A 22,509-nucleotide genomic window follows, 5' to 3' on the forward strand; every position below is an offset into this window, starting at 1 on the left:
CTTTTCCGTATAAAAGGGTCCTATGGATTTTCTAAGAGCGGTTTTAAGCGGGGGTAACAGATTATTCTTCTTAATTCCGTATTTTGTTCTTTTATTGTTTGTTTCTCCCTCGCATGCTCAGACACAAATCGGAACAGCGAGTGGATCCGGCAACAGCTCGGGCAATAGTGTCGGGTCGGGAAGAGCAACACCCGATTTATTCACCGGCACCATGAGCTACTCCATTCCGATTGAAGTGGCCCCCGGCCGCAACGGAATGAACCCCAATCTTGGCCTGGTTTATCGAAGCGGCAGCGGCAATGGATGGATGGGGGTTGGATGGATGCTGGAGTTTGGAGGGGGCGCGATTGAGCAGAGCACCAAGTTTGGTGTCGATTACGCCGCCAATGAATATGTTTTTCAGATGGCGGGGAGCACCAGCGATTTGGTGGTTTATAATTCTTCTGGCGAGTATCGGCCTAAATTTGAAGGAGCTTTTAATCAGATCAAGAAGGTCCCTGTGGGGCTTGAATCTTATTGGGTGGTAACGGACAAAAAAGGAACGCGCTACTTCTTCGGGCAGAATGACGCGTCCAGGAAGGTCAAAATCGATACTGCATCGTGTCCTCCAGGCATGCTCTGCAAGCCGCGCTTTGGCCCGCCGCCGATCTTCGGTTGGTATCTGGATCGAGTCGAAGATCTGAATGGAAATTTTATGACATTCTCTTACTTCGAGGATGACGGGCAGCTTTATCCGCATCAAATTCAATACAACGGAAATAACTTTGTGAAGTTTTACTTCGAAGACCGGCTTGAGGTTCTGGACACCTATCCCGGCAATCTTCCCATGAGGACCGCGAAGCGGCTTAGGACAATCGAGGTGATCGGGGGTGGAAATCTGGTACGGGCCTATACGTTTACCTATGCCCCCAGCCCAGGCACCGTTCAATCTCTGTTGAGCAGCGTGCTTCAATATGGAAAGGATGCAGAGGTAAATCAGGGAACGGGAGAAATTACGTCTGGCCCTTCCCTGCCGCGGGTTATTTTTCAGTATTTCCCTGACACCATTGGAGGCCTTGTCTCCAGAAAAGATGGGCCGACTGTACACGTCAGGGGGGGTACCCCTAATCCGAGTTTTCCGGGCGAGGATACGAAAATTGATCTCTCTCGCGTTAGAGTGGGAGACTTTAACGGAGATGGCCGGCATGATCTTGCGATCCTTGGGGAGGTAGGCACAGAGGAGCCGATCAAAATTTATCGCGCAGGGAGCAACGACGATTTCAGTCCACCCATCAATGGACCGGTTCATCTGGTCAATGGCAATAATCGTGAAGCAGTCAGCATCAGAATCGGGCGGATCATGACCGGGGATTTTAACGGAGATGGCAAAACCGATATCGCCCGGTTTCCCGACGACAGCCATACCGGACCGGTTGAGATTTTCTTTTCTAATTCTAATGGCAATGGATTTGAGCCCCCCTTCTTTGGGCCCACCTTCTCCACGGGTTCGAATCAGAATGCCTTGATTGATTTTGCCCGCATCAAGTTGGGCGATTTCAACGGAGACGGCATGACCGATATTGCCAGAATTGAAGCGTTAGACCCTTCGGTGCCTATGAGCATTTTTCTTGCCAAGAAAGGTCCGCCATTTCAATTCACCTTGGTCAGCGGCCCCGCGTTTGATGATTCCGGCGACACGATACCGCGTGAACTTTCCCGTGTCGTGTTGGGGGATTTTAACGGGGATAGGCGAACCGATATCGCTAAGATCACAAGCAATGGGACGCCGGAGACAGTCAAGATCTTCCTTGCAAAGAAAGGCCCCGATGCGAATACGCCGCTTCAATTCACTTCGATCGACGGCCCCACGGTTTCTGTCGGTTCGCTACCATCCGTTGATCTCGCCCGTATCAAAATGGGAGACTTCAATGGAGACGGCAAAACGGATATTTCCGTGGTAGAAGGATCGGGGACAGTCGCCCCGATGAGTATTTATCTTTCTGCCGGCGATGGTTTTAGCGAGCGATTCGATGGGCCTTCGTTTTTTATCGACGATGAAGGCGACGATGCCCTGATTGGCGTTAGTCGGATCATCTTGGGAGATTTCAACGGCGATGGAAAGACCGATATTGCTCAGGCTCCGGAAAAAGAAAGCACGGCGGCGACGAATATCCACTTGTCGATTGGGAATGGAGGCGCTCAAATTTCCCATTTCACCGGTCCATTCGTAGGTCCAACCGTTACGATCGGTGGCAACACTTTCGATTGGGGGCTGATCGATCTTTCTCGATTCAGATTGGGAGATTTTAATGGGGATGGTCGAATCGATTTTGCCAGGGTGGAAGGGCTTAATACCACGGTTCCAATGAGTTTTTATTATTCCAGTGGAGATCCCTCGAACTTTTTACAAACCGTATCAAACGGACTTGGCGCAGTAACGACCATTAACTATCGATCTTCCGCGAGAGCCGAGCTAAATCCTCTCTTGGCTTTTCCAGTGTGGCACATTTTTTCCATCGTTACGAATGACGGATTCGGTGTCGTCTCTTCGACTAGCTATACCTACAGAGATGGATACTATCATATTCCGGAGCGTGACTTCAGAGGGTTCAACAACGTTGAGGTGACCGGCCCTGTCGTTGATGGCAAAAGAAGCATCAGTAAGACCTGGTTCCATCAAGGCAATGATACGGCAGTGGGTGTAAACAACCCAAGGGTTGATAACGGCTATACGAAAGGGAAACCGTATCGAGTAGAAGTGACAGACGAAGAAGGGAACATTTTTTCTAAAATTGAAACGAGCTATCTTACAAAATCGACCAGCCCTTACTTCTTTCACCCGCCGGGAACGGTGACAACGTCAACCTGCGAAGGGCTCTCATGCAGCAGCGGTAAAACGACCAGAGTTACTTTTAATTACGATACGAACGGTAATCTCGTCCTAGAGGACAACGAAGGCGATGTGAGTGATGCAACAGACAATCGAACCGTCCAACGGGTCTTTTCAGGTAACGCGGGTCTCTGGATCGTCGGTTTGCCTTTGCGAGAAACCATTTACCGTGGACGCTCCACAGCAAGCCAGGACAGGGCAGCCGAGACGACATTTTTTTACGACAACGCTGCCGACTGCAGTGCCCGGTCGATGAATCAGAATCCAACCAAAGGCAATTTGACTCGTAGCGAACGTTGGCTCGACGGGGGTACGAATCCAGAGATCCGGATGGCGTATGATTCTCATGGAAACATTATTTGTACCCGGGATGCGAACGGAAATGTATCGACAATATCTTATGATGGCGGATCCACTTTTCCTATCACTATAACGAGTCCTGTTGTGAATGGGATACAACTTCAGACAACCACAAAGTACTACGGTGTCGGGACCGACCCTGCGGACAACGGACTTTATGGTCAGGTCAAGAGTGTAACCGCTCCGAATGGGGAGATAGCCACGACAATTTACGATCCATTCGGACGAGTAAAACAGACCACCGCTCCCGATACCGGCTCGACGGAGATCTTCTACAACGATTTCGGATCGGCCACCCAACATGTCAAAACCACGACGACCACATCGGCATCATCGAGCCTCTCTTCGTGGACTTATTTCGACGGTTTGGGACGGACGATTCTGGAGAAGAAAACCGGCCCGAATGGAAGCACGATTGTAACGAAGCAGGAATACAATATCACGGGGACGGTCAAACGATCTTCTCTTCCTTACTTTGAGGGGGGGACTCCGAAGTGGAAAAGTTTTAGCTATGATGCCATGGGACGGGCGACTCTGACGATGAATCCGGATGGGTCAACCGCCTCCGCCAGCTACGCGCCTTGGGTGGTGACCGGAATCGACGCGAGTGGTCATCAGAAGCGGGAGACCCGGGACGCCTATGGAAGATTGAAAAAGGTGGAAGAGTTTACCGGGGTGGCTCCATCGGTGTCACTCTATTCAACAACGAATTACAAGTATGATGTATTGGGAAATCTCACATCGGTGGAGGCCGAAGGGGTCAAGACGACGATGCGGTATGATACCCTGGGCCGCAAGATCGCCATGTCCGATCCGGACATGGGAAGTTGTGGTGACTTAACAACGTTCGCGCCCCCCTCCCCGACATCGTTCCCTTGGTATCCGACGCCGTGTTGGAACTACCTTTATGATCCGAATGGGAATTTGATTAAACAAGCAGATGCCGAAGGGACGGTATTAGACTTTACATACGATGCTTTAAATCGAGTCACAGCCAAAACCTTTTCTGACCTTGCTCCTCCCTCGACTCCGACAGGTCTGGCGGCAACTGCAGTGAGTTCCAATCAGATTAACCTTTCCTGGAGTGCTGCTACCGATCGTATCGGAGTGAAGGAGTATCGAGTAGAGAGATGCAGTAATAGCTTGGGGACTCCAGTTTGCAGCAATTTTGTCCAAATTGCCTCTGCGACCACAACGTCCTTTTCAAATACCGGTCTCGCCGACGGCAGGAATTATACCTATCGTATCAGAGCAATGGACACCTCCGGAAACTTGAGTGGTTACTCCAATATCGCAACGGCAACCCTGCCGGACATTACTCCGCCATCTACTCCGGCAGGTCTGACGGCCACCGCTTTTGCCAGCAATCGGATTGATTTTTCCTGGACCGTTTCCGCTGACAATGTAGGCGTGATCGAATATCAGGTACAGCGCTGTCAGGGGAACGGTTGTACTCCTGCTCTAATTGCGACCATCGCAGGTACCATTTATAATGATACGCAGAGAACACCGAGTACGACATATACCTATCGGGTCAGAGCGAGGGATGCAGCAGGAAATTGGAGCAACTATTCCGCCGCCGTCAATAGGGCCACCCCCGCTGCTCCGGCAGATACAACGTTGCCTACTATCCCTACAGCTCTTCTCGCCACGACAGTGAGTCCCGGTCAAGTTAATTTGACTTGGACCGGCTCAACTGACAATCTGTTACTTTCCTACTATGAAGTGGAACGAAGCGCCAATAATGGCTCTTACACGATAGTTTCTGCCCCAGCTACGACTAACTTTACAGATACCTCCGTTGCTTCCGGTGTCATCTATTTCTATCGAGTCCGGGCCGTCGATGGGACAGGAAATAAATCTGGTTACAGTGGAAGAGATTTGGCAACGACATTCCCTTTTACCGATGATCCGCTTGTCGCTGGAGTCACTCCCATCAAATCGGTTCACATCACTGAATTACGCCAGGCGGTAAACTCTGTTCGGGCTTTGGCCGGGCTGGCAGCCGCAACTTGGACCGATACCACGTTAAGCAGTGTCCCAATGAAAACGGTGCATATACAAGAACTGCGCACCAATTTAAATGCCGCATTAAGCTCATTGGGGCTGCCATTGCCGAGCTACACGGACCCCAATTTGACCTCATTGGTTACGGTGCGAAAAAGTACCCATGTTCAAGAGCTACGTCAAGGTGTGAAATGAATATAAGTTTGACTGAAACGGTTTTTGGGATAAGCACAAAGCCCTTTCTTATAAATGTATGAATAGGAGAGAAACAATGGCAAATAGAATTTGTTCTCGGAGCTTTTTCATGATTGTAACTGTGGTCGCCCTATTAGGTATTGAAGAGACTGCTTTGCCTCAAACGACCAGCTGTTTGATAGGAACGTATGACTGCACTGGCAATGCTCCGTGCGCACCTAACTATGTACGGGCCGGAGTAGGAATTTGTCTTCGGAATGGAGGGACGGTTGAAACAACTGGATTTCCAATGGGGACGGACTGCACTGCGATAGATCTCTCGTCGTATGGATTGACCTCTGTGATGAGATCGGCAACACTTACAATTGACCGATATTTGAGCGCAGGCACGGCGGCGGGAGTATATTCCATAAATTATAGTTTTTATTCCGATTCAGGTTGCACGACATTGCTCGCACCAAATTTAACTACCAGTCATCCACCCCCACCAGGAGCTCCTCCGGGATTCCCTCCAATCACGAATACATTCCCGCTTTATCCCTTTTCGCTGGGGCTCAATAGTACAGAGACGTTTGCGGGCAGAGCCGTGTTTCATGATGTTACTTCTGCAACCGTTTATTTGAATGGTCAGACGACGATTTATGGAAAACTGACAATTAATGTGCCAGCAGGTGCAACAGCACAGGCCGCCATCGTTGGGGTCTCAGCTTATTATGATTGATTTTAATCTTACCGCTTGCAGGTGAGAGTAGGGAGACGTAGGGGGTATGGGAACAAAGGGGGCAGGTTGAGCTTACCCCCTTTTCATGAACACCTCAAATAGTAATAATATATATGGTATGTGAAGGGCTCTCTCAGGCGATCGGCCGCGCGGCGGGGGAGATCGGGGAGGGGAATTCGCCTTCAGCGATCGGAAAGATCTTTACGAAGATGTTGACCGAGGCTCTTTCCGTCGATTCCGAAACGATCGAGGTCCAGGCGCGGGAGAGCGAAGAGAAACCAGACCGATATGACGTGTTGATCACCTTCCGGCCCGACCGGGCGGGGCTGGCGCTTTCCGCGCCGGTGGGGCTAAGCCTCTCTCTCAGGAGATAGAAGTCGATCGGCCGTTATCCGCATGGGATTTTCTGCTGAAAGAACTGATTCAGAAGGGTCTTCACTTCGGTAATGGTAAAAGGCTTCTCCAGGCAGAGGTTTCCCGTTTCTTTGACGAACGATTCTGTTTTGGGATTTCTCAGGTCTCCCGTGACGAACACGATCCGCCGCGCAAGGTCCGCCGAGCGCTCTTTCAGTTGTTGATGAATATCTTTTCCGCTCATGTCGTTTAGATGGATATCCAGAAAGATCCCGTCGAACCCCCCCTCATTGATCTTTTCCAGACCCTCGCTTCCCGACTTGGCTTGTGTGACGGCGTAACCGAAACGGCTCAATAGACTGGATAGAAAATTCCGAATAATAGATTCATTCTCGATTACCAAAATCCGCTTCATCGCAAAACCTTTCCTGAAGGAATGATCTCATTGACGGGATGAGCGCCTTACCGCCGCCCTCCGGAGTGATTCGAATTTTCCGGCATCAAATCCCAGATTCCATCGAGAACCCGGCGGCGCATGACCTTCTAATTTTACACGAGGTTTGCGATCTGCACCAGCATTAAGGGACAATCATTGAGAGATGACGGGGTAGGAAAATGCCGAGTTCTAATCTAGGTGCACTCTCTAAAGAGAGGGTTGGAGTGGGAGACGTCCGGGTCGCCGTTTTTGAGGTCCAGAAGGTAGTGCAAAACTTCATGGCGCCAGACGGAGAGGGTTCCCACCTTAAATGAATTGGGGCGAACGTACTCGCCGCTGCATCCGTCGGCATAGTGCGGGCAGGGGAAAACCGGCGGCATCAGGATGACGGAAACGTCCTCATATTTCCCCTCGGTCATCCCGGCGCAGGCTTTTGTTTCGTCGAACGCTTTCTGTAAAAACTTTTCCGTCGTCGAATCGATAAAGAGGCCCGGCGGGGTCGATTCCGCGGAATGACCTTCCTTCCCGCATCCGCTCAGGACGAGCAGGGCGGCGATTCCCACCAAGATAGAAGTGAACTTTCGAACGACTCCGAGCGACATGCTTCAATACCTTTACGGAATGAAAGCCCGATGACATCACGGTGTTCAACGGAACATAACAATCCATTCCATATCGCAAAAGACATGCCAGTGGTCTCCCGAAGAAATTTCTGGAATTAAATTAATAAATTAGAGATTTTCTTCAGGTGAAGAGGGATAAATAAGGGTAAAAACGGGGCATTTTTTGGGCATTGTTGTGAAATGGGCTACATAGCTCGAAGGAAATAACTCGGTCGAGGGAGAAGGTTCCGAAGGCGCGGAATCAGTCGTTTTTGGCGCCGCCGGATATCCAATCCCGGGTTAATTTAATTTCTTCAGCGGAGAGGAAAGGCCCGCCGAGAGGCATTTGAGTATTGAATGGTGCCGCAGCGGTTCCTTCGAGTTTGTGGATGAGGTAGCTCTCATCGGGTTTGAACGGCTCAACCCTTTTGAAGGTAGGGCTCTGAGTGCTCGCCGCATTCACGAGGTTCTCAAAAGAGGTTTGCTGAGAATCGAGGAAGAGATTGGCTGTCACGCCGCCCACTTCGGCTGGGTTATGGCAGCTGGCGCACTTTGGCGTAAAAATCTGAGCTTGAAGGGCGGCCAGGGTCGGAGGAGGTGTCTCGATTTGACCACGGATTTCACCGAGTTGATGGAACGCGGTATGAACGTGGACATAGGTTCTTCCCTCCCGCATGGCCTTAATCAGATCGGAAAAGGTCCCGATACCTGCCACCAGCCTGGCGCTGGGTTCCAGGTCGGAGGGGGTCAATCTTCCAGTCAATGGGCTGATAAAGCTGCTGGCGGTGAGGGTGGAAAGGACGGCGCCGCCGCCTTGCCCTCTTGATGCCAGGTGAATTTGGACCGCTGTGATTTCTCTGAAGCCGAGATCCGAGACAGAGAGCGTATAGGTTATTTCAGTCTGTCCAGGGCTGATTATAAATGTGGCCGATCCAGTAGCAGATGTCGTTACAGGTGTTGTCTGGATTTCCTGATCGCCGGTGAGGTTTGCCCGTAATAAAACCGAAGGGGCGGCGGTTTGGAAGCGGCCAAGAGTGAAATGACTGCTAAGCTGTCCTCCTACGATGACCTTGCCGTCGGCCTGAAGATCCATGTCAAAGGCAAGAATGCCGGTCCCGATCGTTATTGCAAGGATGCCGTCAGTATCGAAAGTATTATCGAGAGTACCATCGATGTTGAACCGTGCTAGAGAAAGATTTCCTCCAGCAAGGATCTTGCCGTCTGCCTGAAGGGCGACCGCTTGGTAACTGAGGGTGCTGACTGCAATGGCGGTCGTCACGATTCCGTCGGTACTAAATGTATTGTCGAGGCTGCCGTTCTCATTGTACCTTGTTAAGGCGACTGTCGTTACTCCGCCGCTATTTGATTGTCCTAATGCAACGATTTTACCGTTGGGCTGAATAATTAAGTCAAGAATGATGCTATTTGTTGTTCCAATAATGGTCGTGACGATACCATCCGTGTCGAAAGTTGTATCGAGAGTACCATTGGCATTATATCGGACCAGGGTGAAATGGTTCGCAGATCGTCCTGCTACGATTATTTTTCCATCAGCTTGAAGAGCGACTGCACGCACTTCTCCAGCGGGGGCAGTGACGATACCGTCGGTGTCAAAGGTTGTATCCGGGCTGCCGTTGGTATTAAACCGGGCCAGGGCAAAGGTAACTGCTCCCCCCCCGACGGGGTTAGTTTGTCCTGCTAGGATAATCTTGCCGTCGGCTTGAATCACCAGGTCAAGACCGAAGCTGGAACTTCCAATGGTCGTGGTAACAATGCCGTCGTTGCCGAAAGTGGAATCTCGGGTTCCGTCGGAGTTATAACGAGCCAGAGCGAATTGGTTTGCAGAGTCTCCTCCCACGACGATCTTTCCATCAGTCTGAAGGGCAACATTCCTTGCAATGCTGGAGGCCCCAATCGTAGTAGTGACAATTCCATCATTATTGGTGCCGAATGTGGTGTCAGGACTACCGTCAGGGTTGTACCGGACCAGAGTGAAATGAGACCCACTCAAGTTGGACTGGCCTACTGCAATGATTTTCCCATCTGTTTGAACGGCCAAACCGGTGATAGAGCTGCTACTTCCGAGAGGGGTGCTGACGATGCCATCTGAATCGAAAGTTGGGTCGATTGTCGCCGGTTTAACCACAGCCACGGCTATCGTTGTACTTTTCGTAGGGTCGGCCTGGCTGGTTGCCACCACATTATGAGTCCCTGGCGTCACGGGAGCAGTATAGGTGCCGCCCGGCGTGATCGTACCGTTTGCATCTCCCCCTTCGACGTTCCAGGTGACGCCCTGATTTGCATTTTGTGCGATGGCTGCCGTAAAGGTCTGAACCCCGTTGGGGGGGAGAATCGCCGTTTGAGGATTCACGACCACGGAAACCTCAGGTTTAAGATTGGGATTCGTCCAGGCATCGCTGGCGGATCCGAAGATCTCCACCTCGTTGAGGTTGGTGAAGCCGTCGTTGTCGGTGTCGGGGTAAACAAGCGCCCCGGCGTCGAAGGGAACCGGGGTGTCGGCATTGGCCTGGATCGTGATCGTCACGGCGGGAGCGGTGGCGATTAAAGCATTATCGATAAAATACTGAATCTCAAACGTGTGCGGTCCGACGGGAAGGTTGGGGATGGTTCCCACGACCCGGTCGTTTTGCGTATCGACTTGCAGATCGATGATTTGGACGTTGGGGGTTCCCCCATCGACGATCACCTTCGCATTCAGCCCAGTCCGAAGTTTCTCCAACGGTGCGGGAATCGGGGAGGAGAAGTTGTCCGCCGCGCCGGGCCCGATCGTGGTCTGCCGATCGCCGGTTTGGCCGCAACCGATCAGGAAAAGGGCGACGAACAGTCCGGTAAGAATCGAGGTGAAGGGAAATTTGAATTTAAAAGAGAGCATAAAAGAAACGGTTACCTCTATTGTTAAGGGGTTGGTCCTGAAACGGTTGCGGTGCCGGTTTGTCCCCCTGCGCCACCGCCGCCACCGCCCCCTCCACCGCCGCCCCCTCCGGCTGCGGCCGCGCCGACCATAACAACCCCCGCAACGGCCCAGACCCACCATTTCTTGTACCAGGGTTTCTCGGGGGAGGCATCTGTTTTCAGCGCTGTCTGTTTTTCTTCCGCAGGGAAGACTTTCTCAGTGAAGGCCTCTTCGGTTCCCTTCTTTTCGGGGGTCGCGGGGGTCACGGTCAATGTGAGCGGGGAGAAGGAGAAGCCTCGTAGGGCGATGTTTCCGGCTTGATCGGCGGCCTGGATGTAATATTCGAGGCCGGGCTCGGCGATATCGTCCTTCGGGATGGAAACCGAGAAGGTCCCTTTCGGCAGCCGTTCCATGTTGATGGAGGAGTACTCGTCGGTTCCGATCGTACGGTAGAAGAGGGTCGCCTCTTTGATTTCCGTATTATCGACGATGGTCGCCTGAACATTCACCGATTCGCCCGATCGGAAGGTTTGCGCCGGGGGCTCGTGCTGGATTGTGGGAGCGGCCAGGTCTGTATCGGCGATCAGTCTGAGGGATTGGGCCCACAGGGGCGCGGTCGGGATGACGAGAAAGGTATAAAAAGCGATGAAGCTGAGGAGCAATGCTCTGTTTTTCATATAAGACCCGTATGGATGGGTTGTGTAGGAAGTGAAAACTACCAGGGTTTGAAGGGCAAGTCAATCAAAAAATGCTTGGAAGGGATGATTTATGAAATTAAGTTTGGATGCGCCAAAAATGGAGGGGACCGGGTAGGGAATGGAGCGACAGAGTGCGGGTTACTTTCTTCGGTAAATTTCTCTCCGATGCCCCACCCTGAGAACAACAATCTCGTCTTCTTCGATATCGAATACCACACGATAATCGCCTATTCTGAAGCGGTAGCTTCCCAGAATAGAATCAGTCAATTTTTCAGCATGTTTGAACGGATCTTTGCAATACCGGAGGAGTGCTTTGCCGATCCTCTCTCGAATCGGGGAGGTGAGCGCCTTAATGTCTCTTTCGGCTTTCCGGGTATAGATGAGTCGATAGGTCACCGGCCAAAGATCTCTTCGTGTGTTTTTACCCGCTTTGCCTTGTAATCGGCCCTCGCCTGCTTGATGCTTTCAAGATACTCTGGAGAAGTCGCGGCCAAGAGATCCTCTAAAAAGGCCTCTCTCGCTCTCTTCTTCATCCCCTTGACCGCCGTAATGATCTCTTCGGGCTTCACCTGAAGCGTGACTGTGGCTGGCATCGGTTCTTCCTCCTCAAATGAGCGTTCACCCGTTATTGTACTGGAGGTCCTATTCGCGGTCAATCATTCTTCGGACCGAGGGTCGGCTGATATTGATATAGAGAGCATGTCGAATGAGGCCGATTATCTGGAGCGCACCAAAACGCAGGTAATATTGTCTTTTCCGCCGTTTCGGTTGGCCTCTTTGATCAGGATGTCGCAGGCCGATTGGATCGAGGAAGGGGAGGAGAGGACCTCCGCGATGCGCGCGTCGGAAACCATATTGGTGAGGCCGTCTGAGCAGAGGAGAAAGAGATCGCCCGGTTGGAGAGGCTCTTCCAGAAGGTCGATTTTGACTTTGGTCTCCACGCCGACCGCGCGGGTCAGAATGTGCTTCAATTTGGAGGGGAGGGTCGCTGGAGCGGCCTTTCCCGAAGGGGGCTGCATCGCGGCAAGGGTGTGATCTTGCGTCAGCAGCGCGAGGCGGCCGTTCCGCAGGCGGTAGGCCCGGCTGTCTCCCACATTCGCAATGATGGCTGTCTCCCCGGAGAGGGCCAGGGCGACAATCGTCGTTCCGACGGTCCCGGGGCCGGTCAGGGTCTCCGTTCCGTCGAAAACTTTCACCTTCTCCTGGGAAAACTGATAAATCCGGTTGTTCGCTTCCTGAATCGCCTCCGTCAGCAGAGAGGCCGGTTTTTCTCTGCTGGAAGAGAGGAATTTTTTCGAGACGGTTTCCACCGCCATTCTGCTTGCGACCTCCCCGAAGGAGTGGCCTCCCATCCCGTCGGCCACCAGATAAAGGCCGGCTTCGTCCGAGAGAAAGAGCGCGTCTTCGTTGTGGGCCCGTCTTGAGCCGATATCGGTCAAACCGGCGCTTTCGGTTTTTCCGCCGGTTTTCTCCTCATTTCTTTTGAAGTGATTTTTAAGACTATTCCAAAGCACCGGCATCCTCCCATATCCATCCCGACGGGGCGCGTTTGTAGGTGATCCGAAGGTATTTCATCTCCCGCTCGGGAACATCGACCAATCCGCCGACATAAAAGTGAATGACCTTTGCCGCCGAATCGATCTTCTCAAAAACAACGACCGCCTTGCGTGTGACCGACGGAAAGAGATGGCTCTCCAGATTGGCCAGGCTCGCCATCTCTTCGGAAAGAATAACCTTCCTCGTCGGAGTCGGGGTGTACTGCTTTCCCGTATCGGTCACCGCGACAATATCGAGACGGGGAAGCCACCGCTTGCCGGTCCCGTTGCTGATCTGAATCGGCCAGGCGAGATCGTGGTAATGGCCCTTCTTTGCGATCTTTTCTTTGACCTCGATCGGCGTTCCCCAACCAAAGTCGAGCGAGGCCGCCCGGGAGGAATCGACGTCGAGTACGATGATGAGTGAAAAAAGGAAAAAAGAGATAACCTGGGTAAGTCGGCCGATCTTATTTGATCTGAACATCAATGGCGTTTTCCAATTCGAACGAGAGGAGCAGGTTGCACGCTTGTCCAGCGATCCACTTCTGTTGAGAAGGAAAAGCAAAGGATATGCCGAGGGGGAAAGAGACGGGGAGTCGGAGAGAAATGCAGCCTAACCTTATGAATTAAAGAGAAGTTTCGTATTTGTCAGGAAGAAAGTCAACGAAGGCAGGTTCAACGTCCGGCGCATTGGATTTCAAATTTTTGAAATGAGGGTTTAAAGAGTTGAAATGAGGAAGAATGCAGGTGCCCCTAAAAAGTTAAAGTCGTAGATGATATTTGGGCGGAAGAAGGTCACATGTTGGCGCTTCGTTTTGCCGCTTCGCGGAGGTTGATCCCATACTTTTTCAGCTTGTAGTAGACGGTTCCCCGGCTGACCTTCAATGTCTCCGCCGCCTTGGCGGTATCCCAGCTGCTCTCTTTGAGGATCTTGAGGAGCAGCTCTTTCGAAATGGCATCGAGCGGGGCTTCGTCTTCCATCTCTGCGGGGCTGTTCCAGGCCTCTGAATCGAAAAGAAGGGTCTCGTCCAGAAGCTGGGGGGATCGGGAGCGAACGAGCGCGCTGTAGAAAGCGTTCTCCATCTGTCGGACATTGCCGGGCCAATCGGCGGCCTGAAGGCGATGGAGCGCTTCATCGGTCAAGACCGGCCTGGCCGGCAGGTTCAATTCCTCACCGAGCCGCTCGATAAAATGGGCGGCGAGAAGGGGGATATCTTCTTTTCGATCCCGCAGGGGAGGGAGGAGAATCTGAACGACCTTGATCCGGTAGTAAAGATCGGCGCGAAAGGTCCCCTCTTCGACCGCCCGCTCCAGATCTTTGTTGGTCGCGGCGACGACGCGGGTATCGACCGGGGTCTCGCGCGCGCTTCCCAGCCGCATCACGACCTTTCCCTGGAGGAAGCGGAGAAGCTTCGCCTGGGCGGCCGGGCTCAATTCGCCGATCTCGTCGAGAAAAAGGGTTCCTTTATCGGCCTCCTCGATTTTTCCCTTCTGTGTGGTTTGAGCCCCGGTGAAGGCCCCTTTTTCATGTCCGAACAGCTCGCTTTCGATCAGATCGAGCGGGATGGCGGCGCAGTTGACGGCGATGAACGGCTCGTTTCTTCGCGCGCTTGCCTCGTGGATCGCCCGGGCGACCAGCTCCTTTCCGGTCCCATGCTCTCCCCGGATCAGGACGGTGACCGGATGACCCGAGACATCCTCGATGAGGCGGTAGATCTGCTGCATCGACGGGCTCTCTCCGATCAAGATTCCGAAATGGCTGCGGAGAGGAGCGTTGGAAGAGTAGGCCTCTTGTCGTCGATCTTTTTCTTGCAGGACGGCGTGGGGTGTTTTCTTCGGAATGGGGACGGTGTGATCCTCCTGCCGACGGGAGCAGTCGATCTCGAACGGGTAGACCCCCAACTTGCACTGCGAGGGAAGAAGGGTTGATCCGGCGACCGGTTTCCCGTCGAGGAGAACGCCGTTCGAGCTCCGGTCTTCCAGGCGGAAAGCGTCCCCCTCCTGCGCAATCACCAGATGAAGCCGTGACACGTGTTGATTGGGGAGGACCAGATCGTTCTCGGAAGAGCGGCCGACGGTAATTTCACCTTTGGACAGGAGCGAGCGCTGAATGAGCTTTTTATCGAGATAGACTTTGAATTCAAGCATGCCTTACCAGAGCACCTTCCCCCAGCCCGCTCCCTCTTTTCGAATGAGCACCTTGCTCTGCTTCCATTCGTCCGGGGGGGGGACGACCTTGCCGTTTTGGTCGACCAGCCGGGTGATCACCACATTGGCGGAAGCCAGCTCTCCGGCGAGCGAAAAGTTGGCGATGGAGACTTTGACGACCGGATGGTCGCGGAAGATCTCTTGCAGGATGCGGGTCCGGCCGTCGGAGAGATTGCTGATTTGCATCAGGGCGGCCATGTCCCTCCCTTCGTAGGCTTTCTTCAACTTCGATAAAATTTCGCCGACCACCTCGATATCGGGCCGCGCCGGAACAACCGGCGGCGGGGTCTGTTTTGCGATCTTCGTCTCGGCTGAGGGGGGCGGGCCGGAGGCTTTGGCGGGATTTTCCGTGGCGGCCTTCGGCGTCTTCATCGGTTTGGGGCTTGGCGCGGAGGTCGCCTTGGCGAGTTGCGTCTGCGCCTCCTCTTTCGCCTTTTTGAACCCTTGGTCGGCGCGGACGAAGAAGTCTTTTGCCTCTTCCAGCGTCGCGCCGGCCTCTTCATATTGTTTCCGGTTCATCAATTCGCTTCCCTTTTGGAATGCTTTGGCCCCTTTCCTTTCCAAGTCGGCTGCATGCAAATAAAGCTGGGAGGCGCGATGGCGGGCATCGAGCCGATCGGCCTCGAAATTGGATTCGGAGACGTTGCTCTGTGCTTTCCGTGCCTCGGTCTCGATCTCATTCGCTTTCGCCTGCGCGGCCTCGATCGGATCTTCCTGTTTCGGCTCCGGAGGGGCGGGGGTGCTGACCGGGAGGGGAGCCGGCGCCGGTTCAGGCGGCGCGACCGGCTGCTCCACCGGACGCGGTGGGGGCGGGGAAACTGCCGCCACCGGCTCGGGAGCCGATTCCGAATCAGAAGAAAAGAAGTAGACCCCTCCAACGATCAGGACGACCAATCCAACGACGCCGGCGAAGATCGGGAGCAATCGTTGCCCTTGACCCGCGTGAGTCTGGCCCGACGGGGGAGGAGGGGAGAGGGTATGCGTTTTCTCGGGCAAGTCGGATCCCGGTAAGGGAACCGGGGTGAACTTTCCGGTCGGCGGACGTTGAAGGGGAGGGGGCGTTTTGGGAGAAGCGAACTCTCCGCTTCTCTTCGGATCCGTTCGTCCGGGAAGCATCGCCGTCGATTCTTCTTCGTCGACCGGTTGTCCCGGCGCCGGCGTGGCGTCCGAAGGGAGGGAGATCGCCCGCGTCATCGTCCGGTCGAGGGTATCTTCGTCGGAATTCTCATTTCCGAGATTCCGGATCTTCTCGATCAAAGTTGCCGCGTCCGAAACACGCTCCTGCGCCTGTTTTCTCAGCAGCGATTGGACGAGCGTTTGAATGGGGGAGGGGATATGATCGGGGAAGGTGAGGTTGAATTCCTGCGGCTCGTAAATCAGCTTGGCGATGATCGACATCCGGGAGAGCCGCTCGAACGGGGTCGTTCCGGTGAGCATTTCATAGAGGACGATGCCGAGCGAGTAGAGATCGCTCCGCCCGTCCATCGCTTCTCCGCGCGCTTGCTCCGGCGACATGTACTCCGGGGTGCCGATGATCTGGCCGGTGGCGGTCACGGAGATTTCGTCGGTGGCGGCGGCAATGCCGAAGTCGGCGAGCTTCACCCTTCCCCGGCTGTCGACCATGACGTTGCTCGGCTTGATATCCCGGTGGACAATTCCTTGCGCATGGGCATAGGCGAGCGCCTCCGCCATCTGCAGGGCGACCGAGAGCGCCTGCTCCAGAGAGAGGGGTCCTTTCTCCAGGATGACCTGCTTGAGGTCCTTTCCCGGAAAGAACTCCATGACGATGTATTGCGCGTTCTGATCTTCCGAAACGTCGTAGACGCGGATGACGTTCTCATGGTCCAGCCGGGCCATGGCGCGGGCCTCGCGCTGAAAGCGTTTTACAAAGGAGGTGTCGCCGGTGTATTGGGCGTGAAGGACTTTGAGAGCGACGATTCGATTGAGCGATTTGTGGACCGCCTTGTAGACGATCCCCATGCCGCCGCGCGCGATCTCCCCCTGGATTTCGTATTTACCTGAAAAAAGCTGGTTTTCCATCGGAGAGCCGCTGAAAGGTGATGAATCGGTTGACGTTTCGGTTCAGACTTCTTGTAGACTGCCTGTATTCATACCCCAAAATTGACGGGATTTCAACTGAATTTGTGGGGGGAGGAGGGGAAGCAGTGCTTTGACGTTTCATATTGGTCTTGTTATTTTCACATCCTGAATTTCATAAGAGCGAGGAAAAAGATGTTATCCGGAAAGAGCGATTGACAAAAAACACGGCGCTTCTTCTTGTTTTTCTTCTGATCGTCTCAACAATAACGGGATGCCGAGTGAAGATCGCCGGTGACGACTACATTGTCGGTCCATTTCCCACATCTAATCGAGGAAAAGAAGACCACAATCGAAATGTTCAAGAGCCGGCACCCAGAAAAACGGAAACGAAAAAAGAAGATAAGGAAAGATAAGGACAAGAACTGATGATTGTGACAAGTAATGTCTGATAATATATATTATGTAAAGTTTTAGAGGTTTTTAAAGAGAGGACAAGCGAAAGGTATTTCCGGTTAGTTCATACTTCCACTTTGATAAATCAATTCGCCGCTCCCTTTTTGAATTCAATAACCCTTCCGTCGCGAGCTGTTGAAGCGCATCAGGATACCGGCCGTATCTCAAATAATAAAGATCGAGCGCAAAGAGAAGGTTGTCCCGCTCGATTCCCGCCCGGAGGGTCCTCATCTCCAGAATCGGCTGAACGGCATTGGAAAGGGTTACGTAAACCGACTTGAAGGCAACAATTGAAAAAATCACCATTGCGGCGATGGTGATGCTGTTAAAAATGATTCGGATAATCTGCTGCTGCCTGGAGAGCTCTTTAAATGTGAAGCCCGACTTCTTGCGCTGGCTTTTTAACGACTCTTCCTTTGCCTTGATCCTTCCTTGAGAGATCAACTCGCTGAGCGCCTTGAAAACGGGAAAGGTCCCACTCTGCGCATGATCGACGATCTCCTGGACCGTCCGTTTCCCGTCGATCCAGGGGAGCAGCCAGGCCCCTTCTTCTTCCTCCGGCTCGGAGAGGTTTGCCATCGATTCGAAGGAGTCTTCCTCCTTCTTTTCAGACGCCTCATCGGCAGGCGCCGGGGGGGGCTCTTTGGGGAGCACCTCGAAGACCATCTCGGTGGAGGGAACTCTCTTTTTGAGGAGGGGCCATTCATCGGTCCGCGTCGCCCCTTCCATCAAGATGGAGTCGGTGCTCAGCGGCTCGATGAGCTGGGAATCGTACGATGTGTCTTTGGCCTCAAACTTATAACTCCCCGATTTCCATTCGAAGAGCGAGAAGACCGTCTCTTCGGTGAGGATTCGATTTAGTTTTTTGACCGCGTCGGCCGGAAGGTGTCCCGCTTGGACCAGGGCCCGCGCAAGCGGTTGGTTGTCCCTTTTCTGCGCCCTGAGAAGCGCCTTCAATTGATCGCTGCTGATCTTCTCCGCTTTGATCAGATTGTCGGCGAGCCGCGCATCTCCTTCTCCATCTCCCGCGGAGATGATTTGCCCTTGGTTGAACTCGATGAAGAGGGTGGTCTTTTCGCGGGTCAGCCTCAGAACCCCCTCTTTCTTTTGAAGGAGGATCATCTGGAAGATCTCGGGAAGTCCGAACTCTTCGATGGAGCCTTCTAGAGCCATGATTCATTGCTCCAAATACGCATCAGGTCGAGTGTCGACGCGATGTAGAGAAGCACCATTGCGACGGGACCCCAGATCCATCGGCCGCTGTGTAGGTGCCAATGCGTTGATGAAAAGAGAACCTCGCCGAAAAAGAGATAACCGGCGAAGAAGTAGAAAAGAGATAAAAGGATAAATCCGACCACGGCCCGCTTCATGGCGAAATGCCCGCCGCCGGGAAAGAGGAAGAAAGGAAAGAGCTGGCGAGGAACCTTTTTTTCCTCGGACTCCAGAAGGGCCATATCACTTTTCTTGATCGATTTGAACTGGGTTCCGCACTGTCCGCAGAGATGATAACTTAAGAGGGTCCTCCGGCACCGATTGCAGATCGCCTTGTGGCAGAGGGCGCAAAAAGAGGCGTCGTAGAATCGCTCGAAAAGGAATGAGGATATTCCCAGTCCGAAAAACAGCAGGAGGGCAACGACCGCGGATCGGTGAAGGGGGATCTTTCCGGCCATCCCCTGCCAGATTTTCTCGGCATGAGCGATCTGGTCCGGATGGGGCGTCACCGCCTGGCGCCAGAGGTCCATCTTTTCGAATCGCTCGTCGATCAAGGGAAAATTGGGGAACTGGACGCTTTTTCGCGTGTAGCCTTCCACCCTGCCGTTATCCAGTGTTTTGGCGATTTCATACTCTCGGGTACCTTCCTCAAAGGAGAGCATCTCCCGATAGGCGAGACTCATGTTGTAGTGGGCCGAAACGAGTCCCGATTCGGCGTTCAGCGCTTGCCGATAGAGATCGATCGACCGGGGATATTCTTTCAAATAGAAAGCAAGATTGCCGAGATTGTTTAAAACCATCCCAGGGCGTTCATCAAGGGCTTCTTGATAAATTTCCTCGGCCCGGCGGTAATCTCCTTTTTGCGTCTGAAAAGAAGCATGGATCACCGCCCCCCGCCAATCCGGTTCGGCCGGATCGATTTCCGGCGGCGACCAGTAAAAATCTTCCTGATGGTTTCGGACCATCTGATTCAACATCGGACTTTTCGCCGTAAAAAAGGTGAGAAGAAGGGGAAGGCTCCAGACGGATAACCCGACGGCGCTCAGAAAAACAACGGCGATTCCCTTCTCGGAGCGGCTGTAAAATCCCCAGAAGAGGAGAAACGAGACCGAGAGGAACCATAAAATCGAAAGGCCGAAGACGAAAGGAATAAAAAGTACGCCGGCGAAAAAGAGGCCCGCCGCGACGGGATGGAAATATCCTCGTGATCCTTCATAGATCTTATGAATCCAGAGCGGACTGTATGAGAAGAACGAAAAGAGCAGAAAGGTCAACAACGCAAGAAGGATTGCGAAAAAGGATAATATCAGAAAGGTCCCGGCGATCGAATGAGAAAACCAAAAATCATTGATTGTCAGTTGAAGGGCCGTGAAGTAGTGATTGACCATCGCGGGAAGATCGGTCTTGCGACTTGTCCAGATGAGGTGGGAGAGAAAAAAGTGGGGTGCCGGCGAAGCGGGGGAGAAGGCAGCGGCCGCCTCCCCGATCTGCTCCGCCTCGGCGAGATCGCCCCTCTTTATCGCTTCCTCCGCTTTCAAGAGGAGGTAACCGGCGGCCAAATCGGATCGCTCGATCCCGCGGTCGGTTTTAAAGGTGTTGATCTGGCCCGATTTTAGGATCTCTTCAAAAGAAAGGGGCGGAGCCGGTTCCGGAGCCGGCACGGACGCGACCGGGATCTCTTCCGCGACAGCGGTTTCTGCGATCACAGCGGGCGCTTCCGCTGTCGTAACCGAGGGGGTCGATAAAATAAAGACCACCCATAGAAAAATGATTTTATCCTTCATTGCGATGGGCCTGCTCTTCCCGACCGGCAATCAGCCGCTGAATGTTCTCCTTATGTCGAATATACACCAAAATTGAAATTATGGTGGAGAAGAGGACAAATTTCATTTCTGGTTTTAGGAGAACCGCCAGGAAGGGAAGGGCCGCAAACGCCGAGAGGGCGCCCACCGAGGAATATTTGCTAAAGGAGATCCCTGCGATCCAAATCAGCAGGGCGATGAGGGCGATAAGGGGGGCGATCATCAAAAAAACGCCGAAGCTGGTGGCGACCCCCTTTCCCCCTTTGAATTTGAGGTATACCGGGAAGATGTGACCCAGGATGGCCGAGAGACCGACCAGAAGAAGTCCTTCTTCCGGAAGATTAAAAAGCCGGGCGGCGGCGACCGGGAGAAGCCCCTTGAGGAGATCGCCGATCAGGGTCAAGGCGGCCGCTTTCTTCCCCGCCACCCGCATGACATTGGTTGCCCCGATGTTTTTGCTTCCCGCCTGCCGGGGGTCGACCCCCCCGCTGAATTTCGAGATCAGAAGGCCGACCGGAATCGATCCGACGAGGTAGGCGATGATCACCGATCCGAATTCAATCAGCATCGTCTATTTGACCTTCATCAAATTCACCTGCCGGCCGAATTTGATGAAGTATTGTCCGGCGGAGTAGATGGCGAGCGCCGTCGCGATCAGGAGAAGGAACAGTCCGATCTCATGAAAATAGAACGCGGGGAGGTCGGTGATCAAGAAAATAATCGCGACCGTCTGAAGGAACATCTTGTATTTCCCCGTCCCCTCCGCGGCGATGATCACCCCTTCGGAGGAAGCGATCGCCCGGAAAGCGGTCACGGCGAATTCCCGCCCGATGATGACGATGGCGATCCAGGCCGGCACGCGGCCGTTCGCGACCAGCAGGATCAGGGCGGACACGATCAAAAGTTTATCTGCGACCGGATCCAAGAATTTTCCGAATTGGGTCACCTCCTTCCGCCGGCGGGCAAAGTAGCCGTCGAGGAGGTCGGTCAAGGAGGCGACCAGGAAAATCACTGCGGCAATGATCGCCGATGAGGTGGACGGCCGCGAGAAGAAAAAGATGAAGAACGGGATCAGCACGACCCGGATCATGGTGAGGATATTCGGCAGATTCATGACAGATCCGTTGACGTGTTGTTTTGGGATGGGGGCGGAAGCGGGATGGATATCACTCTTATTCTGGACCATTTTTCTCCGGCTTCGTTTTCCAGCGTCGATGCATCCAGACCCATTGGTCGGGATACTGTTTGATGTGCTCTTCAATTCGGGAGGTAAAGCGCGCCGTATTGATCTCGACGTCTTTTGAATGTTCGGCGCTCTGCACCAGGGTCATCGGTTTCTCGATGCTGATCCGATGATGGTCGTTCGGAAGCCGCGTGATAAAGCACATCATCGTCGCCGCCCCGCTTCGCAGCGCGAGCTCCGCGGCGCCGGCCGGGGTGTAGGCTTTTTTGTTGAAAAAATTGACAAAGACGCCGTTGACCTTGGTGTCCTGATCGATCAGAAGACCGAGGATTTCTTTCTTTCTCAGAACGCCTAAGATTTTTTTTGACGAAGAGGGACTTCCCCGGCTGATCGTCTCCACCTGAAAGCGGGATCGATGTTGCACGATCCATTCGTCGATGCGCGGGTCGTAAAGGGGGGCGGCAATCACATGGAGCGGATAGCCGCGAAGCGACAGCGCCGCCGCCATCAGCTCCCAATTGCCGAGGTGGCCGGTAATCAGAATCGTTCCATTTTCCTCGCACTCGGCTTCTTTGAGATACTCTTCCCCTTCGATTGTAATCAACGACTCGATCTGCTCGGGCTTCAGGTTTCCGAAATTGATGATCTCGATCAGCCCCTTCCCCAGATTTTGAAAACTCTTTTTCAGAATCTGGTGGAGCTCCCGCTCCGGTTTATCGGAGCCGAAAGCGATCCGAAGCCCCTCCAGCGACTTGGCCCTTTCTCTCCGGAGAAGGTAATAAAGAAGGGTGCCGATCATGCCGCCGAGGCGAACCCCCCATTTCCAGGAGAGCGGCCGGGTCAAAAAAGCAACCGAGGCTAATGCAGCAAAGATAAAAGAGCGGACCAGTTTTTTAGAAATTTTCATAAGCGGCCCTAGA

Annotated in this window: 18 protein-coding genes; 3 read left to right on the plus strand and 15 right to left on the minus strand. The window is 53.4% G+C overall.

The window, feature by feature from the left end; genetic code table 11:
* Positions 1 to 22 precede the first annotated feature (22 nt).
* From MCM46_18700 to MCM46_18710, 3 genes are all read left to right on the plus strand, one after another.
* Entirely contained in the window at positions 23 to 5,431 is a 5,409-nt protein-coding gene (locus MCM46_18700; protein MCG3113839.1) for an FG-GAP-like repeat-containing protein, read from the plus strand.
* A gap of 76 nt (positions 5,432 to 5,507) precedes the next feature.
* Positions 5,508 to 6,152 carry a hypothetical protein gene (locus MCM46_18705; GenBank protein ID MCG3113840.1) on the plus strand — a complete coding sequence of 215 codons (645 nt, stop codon included), beginning with the start codon at positions 5,508 to 5,510 and terminating at the stop codon, positions 6,150 to 6,152.
* Between the two features lie 113 nt (positions 6,153 to 6,265).
* On the plus strand, positions 6,266 to 6,526 hold the full coding sequence (locus tag MCM46_18710) for a hypothetical protein (protein MCG3113841.1): 261 nt from the start codon (positions 6,266 to 6,268) through the stop codon (positions 6,524 to 6,526).
* Between the two features lie 14 nt (positions 6,527 to 6,540).
* Here MCM46_18710 and MCM46_18715 read toward each other — a convergent pair whose 3' ends face one another.
* The 15 genes from MCM46_18715 to MCM46_18785 form a co-directional block, all read right to left on the minus strand.
* Positions 6,541 to 6,921, minus strand: coding sequence for a response regulator (locus tag MCM46_18715; GenBank protein ID MCG3113842.1), 381 nt, complete (start codon positions 6,919 to 6,921; stop codon positions 6,541 to 6,543).
* 215 nt (positions 6,922 to 7,136) lie between these two features.
* On the minus strand, positions 7,137 to 7,544 hold the full coding sequence (locus tag MCM46_18720; GenBank protein ID MCG3113843.1) for a hypothetical protein: 408 nt from the start codon (positions 7,542 to 7,544) through the stop codon (positions 7,137 to 7,139).
* 262 nt (positions 7,545 to 7,806) lie between these two features.
* The gene (locus MCM46_18725) at positions 7,807 to 10,437 is read right to left on the minus strand and encodes a CHRD domain-containing protein (protein ID MCG3113844.1); all 2,631 of its coding nucleotides are present in this window, start codon (positions 10,435 to 10,437) and stop codon (positions 7,807 to 7,809) included.
* 23 nt (positions 10,438 to 10,460) lie between these two features.
* Positions 10,461 to 11,135, minus strand: a complete 675-nt coding sequence (locus MCM46_18730) for a hypothetical protein (GenBank protein ID MCG3113845.1) — start codon at positions 11,133 to 11,135, stop codon at positions 10,461 to 10,463.
* A gap of 159 nt (positions 11,136 to 11,294) precedes the next feature.
* On the minus strand, positions 11,295 to 11,552 hold the full coding sequence (locus MCM46_18735; protein MCG3113846.1) for a type II toxin-antitoxin system RelE/ParE family toxin: 258 nt from the start codon (positions 11,550 to 11,552) through the stop codon (positions 11,295 to 11,297).
* A complete protein-coding gene (locus MCM46_18740; protein MCG3113847.1) occupies positions 11,549 to 11,749 on the minus strand; it encodes a hypothetical protein in 201 nt (66 codons plus the stop codon). The genes MCM46_18735 and MCM46_18740 overlap by 4 nt, the downstream gene beginning before the upstream one ends.
* Before the next feature lie 123 nt (positions 11,750 to 11,872).
* Positions 11,873 to 12,676, minus strand: a complete 804-nt coding sequence (locus MCM46_18745) for a protein phosphatase 2C domain-containing protein (protein MCG3113848.1) — start codon at positions 12,674 to 12,676, stop codon at positions 11,873 to 11,875.
* Entirely contained in the window at positions 12,657 to 13,175 is a 519-nt protein-coding gene (locus tag MCM46_18750; protein ID MCG3113849.1) for a hypothetical protein, read from the minus strand. The genes MCM46_18745 and MCM46_18750 overlap by 20 nt, the downstream gene beginning before the upstream one ends.
* A gap of 311 nt (positions 13,176 to 13,486) precedes the next feature.
* Positions 13,487 to 14,839, minus strand: a complete 1,353-nt coding sequence (locus MCM46_18755; GenBank protein ID MCG3113850.1) for a sigma 54-interacting transcriptional regulator — start codon at positions 14,837 to 14,839, stop codon at positions 13,487 to 13,489.
* A 3-nt stretch (positions 14,840 to 14,842) separates the two neighbouring features.
* Positions 14,843 to 16,939: a protein kinase gene (locus MCM46_18760; protein MCG3113851.1), complete on the minus strand. Its 2,097-nt coding sequence runs from the start codon at positions 16,937 to 16,939 to the stop codon at positions 14,843 to 14,845.
* Between the two features lie 480 nt (positions 16,940 to 17,419).
* Entirely contained in the window at positions 17,420 to 18,565 is a 1,146-nt protein-coding gene (locus tag MCM46_18765) for a DUF4388 domain-containing protein (GenBank protein ID MCG3113852.1), read from the minus strand.
* Positions 18,556 to 20,388 carry a hypothetical protein gene (locus tag MCM46_18770; GenBank protein ID MCG3113853.1) on the minus strand — a complete coding sequence of 611 codons (1,833 nt, stop codon included), beginning with the start codon at positions 20,386 to 20,388 and terminating at the stop codon, positions 18,556 to 18,558. Before MCM46_18770 ends, MCM46_18765 begins: the two co-directional genes overlap by 10 nt.
* A complete protein-coding gene (gene plsY / locus MCM46_18775; GenBank protein MCG3113854.1) occupies positions 20,378 to 20,974 on the minus strand; it encodes a glycerol-3-phosphate 1-O-acyltransferase PlsY in 597 nt (198 codons plus the stop codon). The genes MCM46_18770 and plsY overlap by 11 nt, the downstream gene beginning before the upstream one ends.
* A 3-nt stretch (positions 20,975 to 20,977) precedes the next feature.
* Positions 20,978 to 21,520, minus strand: a complete 543-nt coding sequence (pgsA, locus tag MCM46_18780; GenBank protein MCG3113855.1) for a CDP-diacylglycerol--glycerol-3-phosphate 3-phosphatidyltransferase — start codon at positions 21,518 to 21,520, stop codon at positions 20,978 to 20,980.
* Positions 21,521 to 21,578: 58 nt separating this feature from the next.
* Entirely contained in the window at positions 21,579 to 22,496 is a 918-nt protein-coding gene (locus MCM46_18785; GenBank protein ID MCG3113856.1) for a lysophospholipid acyltransferase family protein, read from the minus strand.
* Between the last annotated feature and the right edge of the window lie 13 nt (positions 22,497 to 22,509).

Origin of the sequence: Candidatus Manganitrophus morganii (genome assembly GCA_021651055.1) — a bacterium.
GTDB classification, from domain to species: Bacteria; Nitrospirota; Nitrospiria; order SBBL01; family Manganitrophaceae; genus Manganitrophus; species Manganitrophus morganii.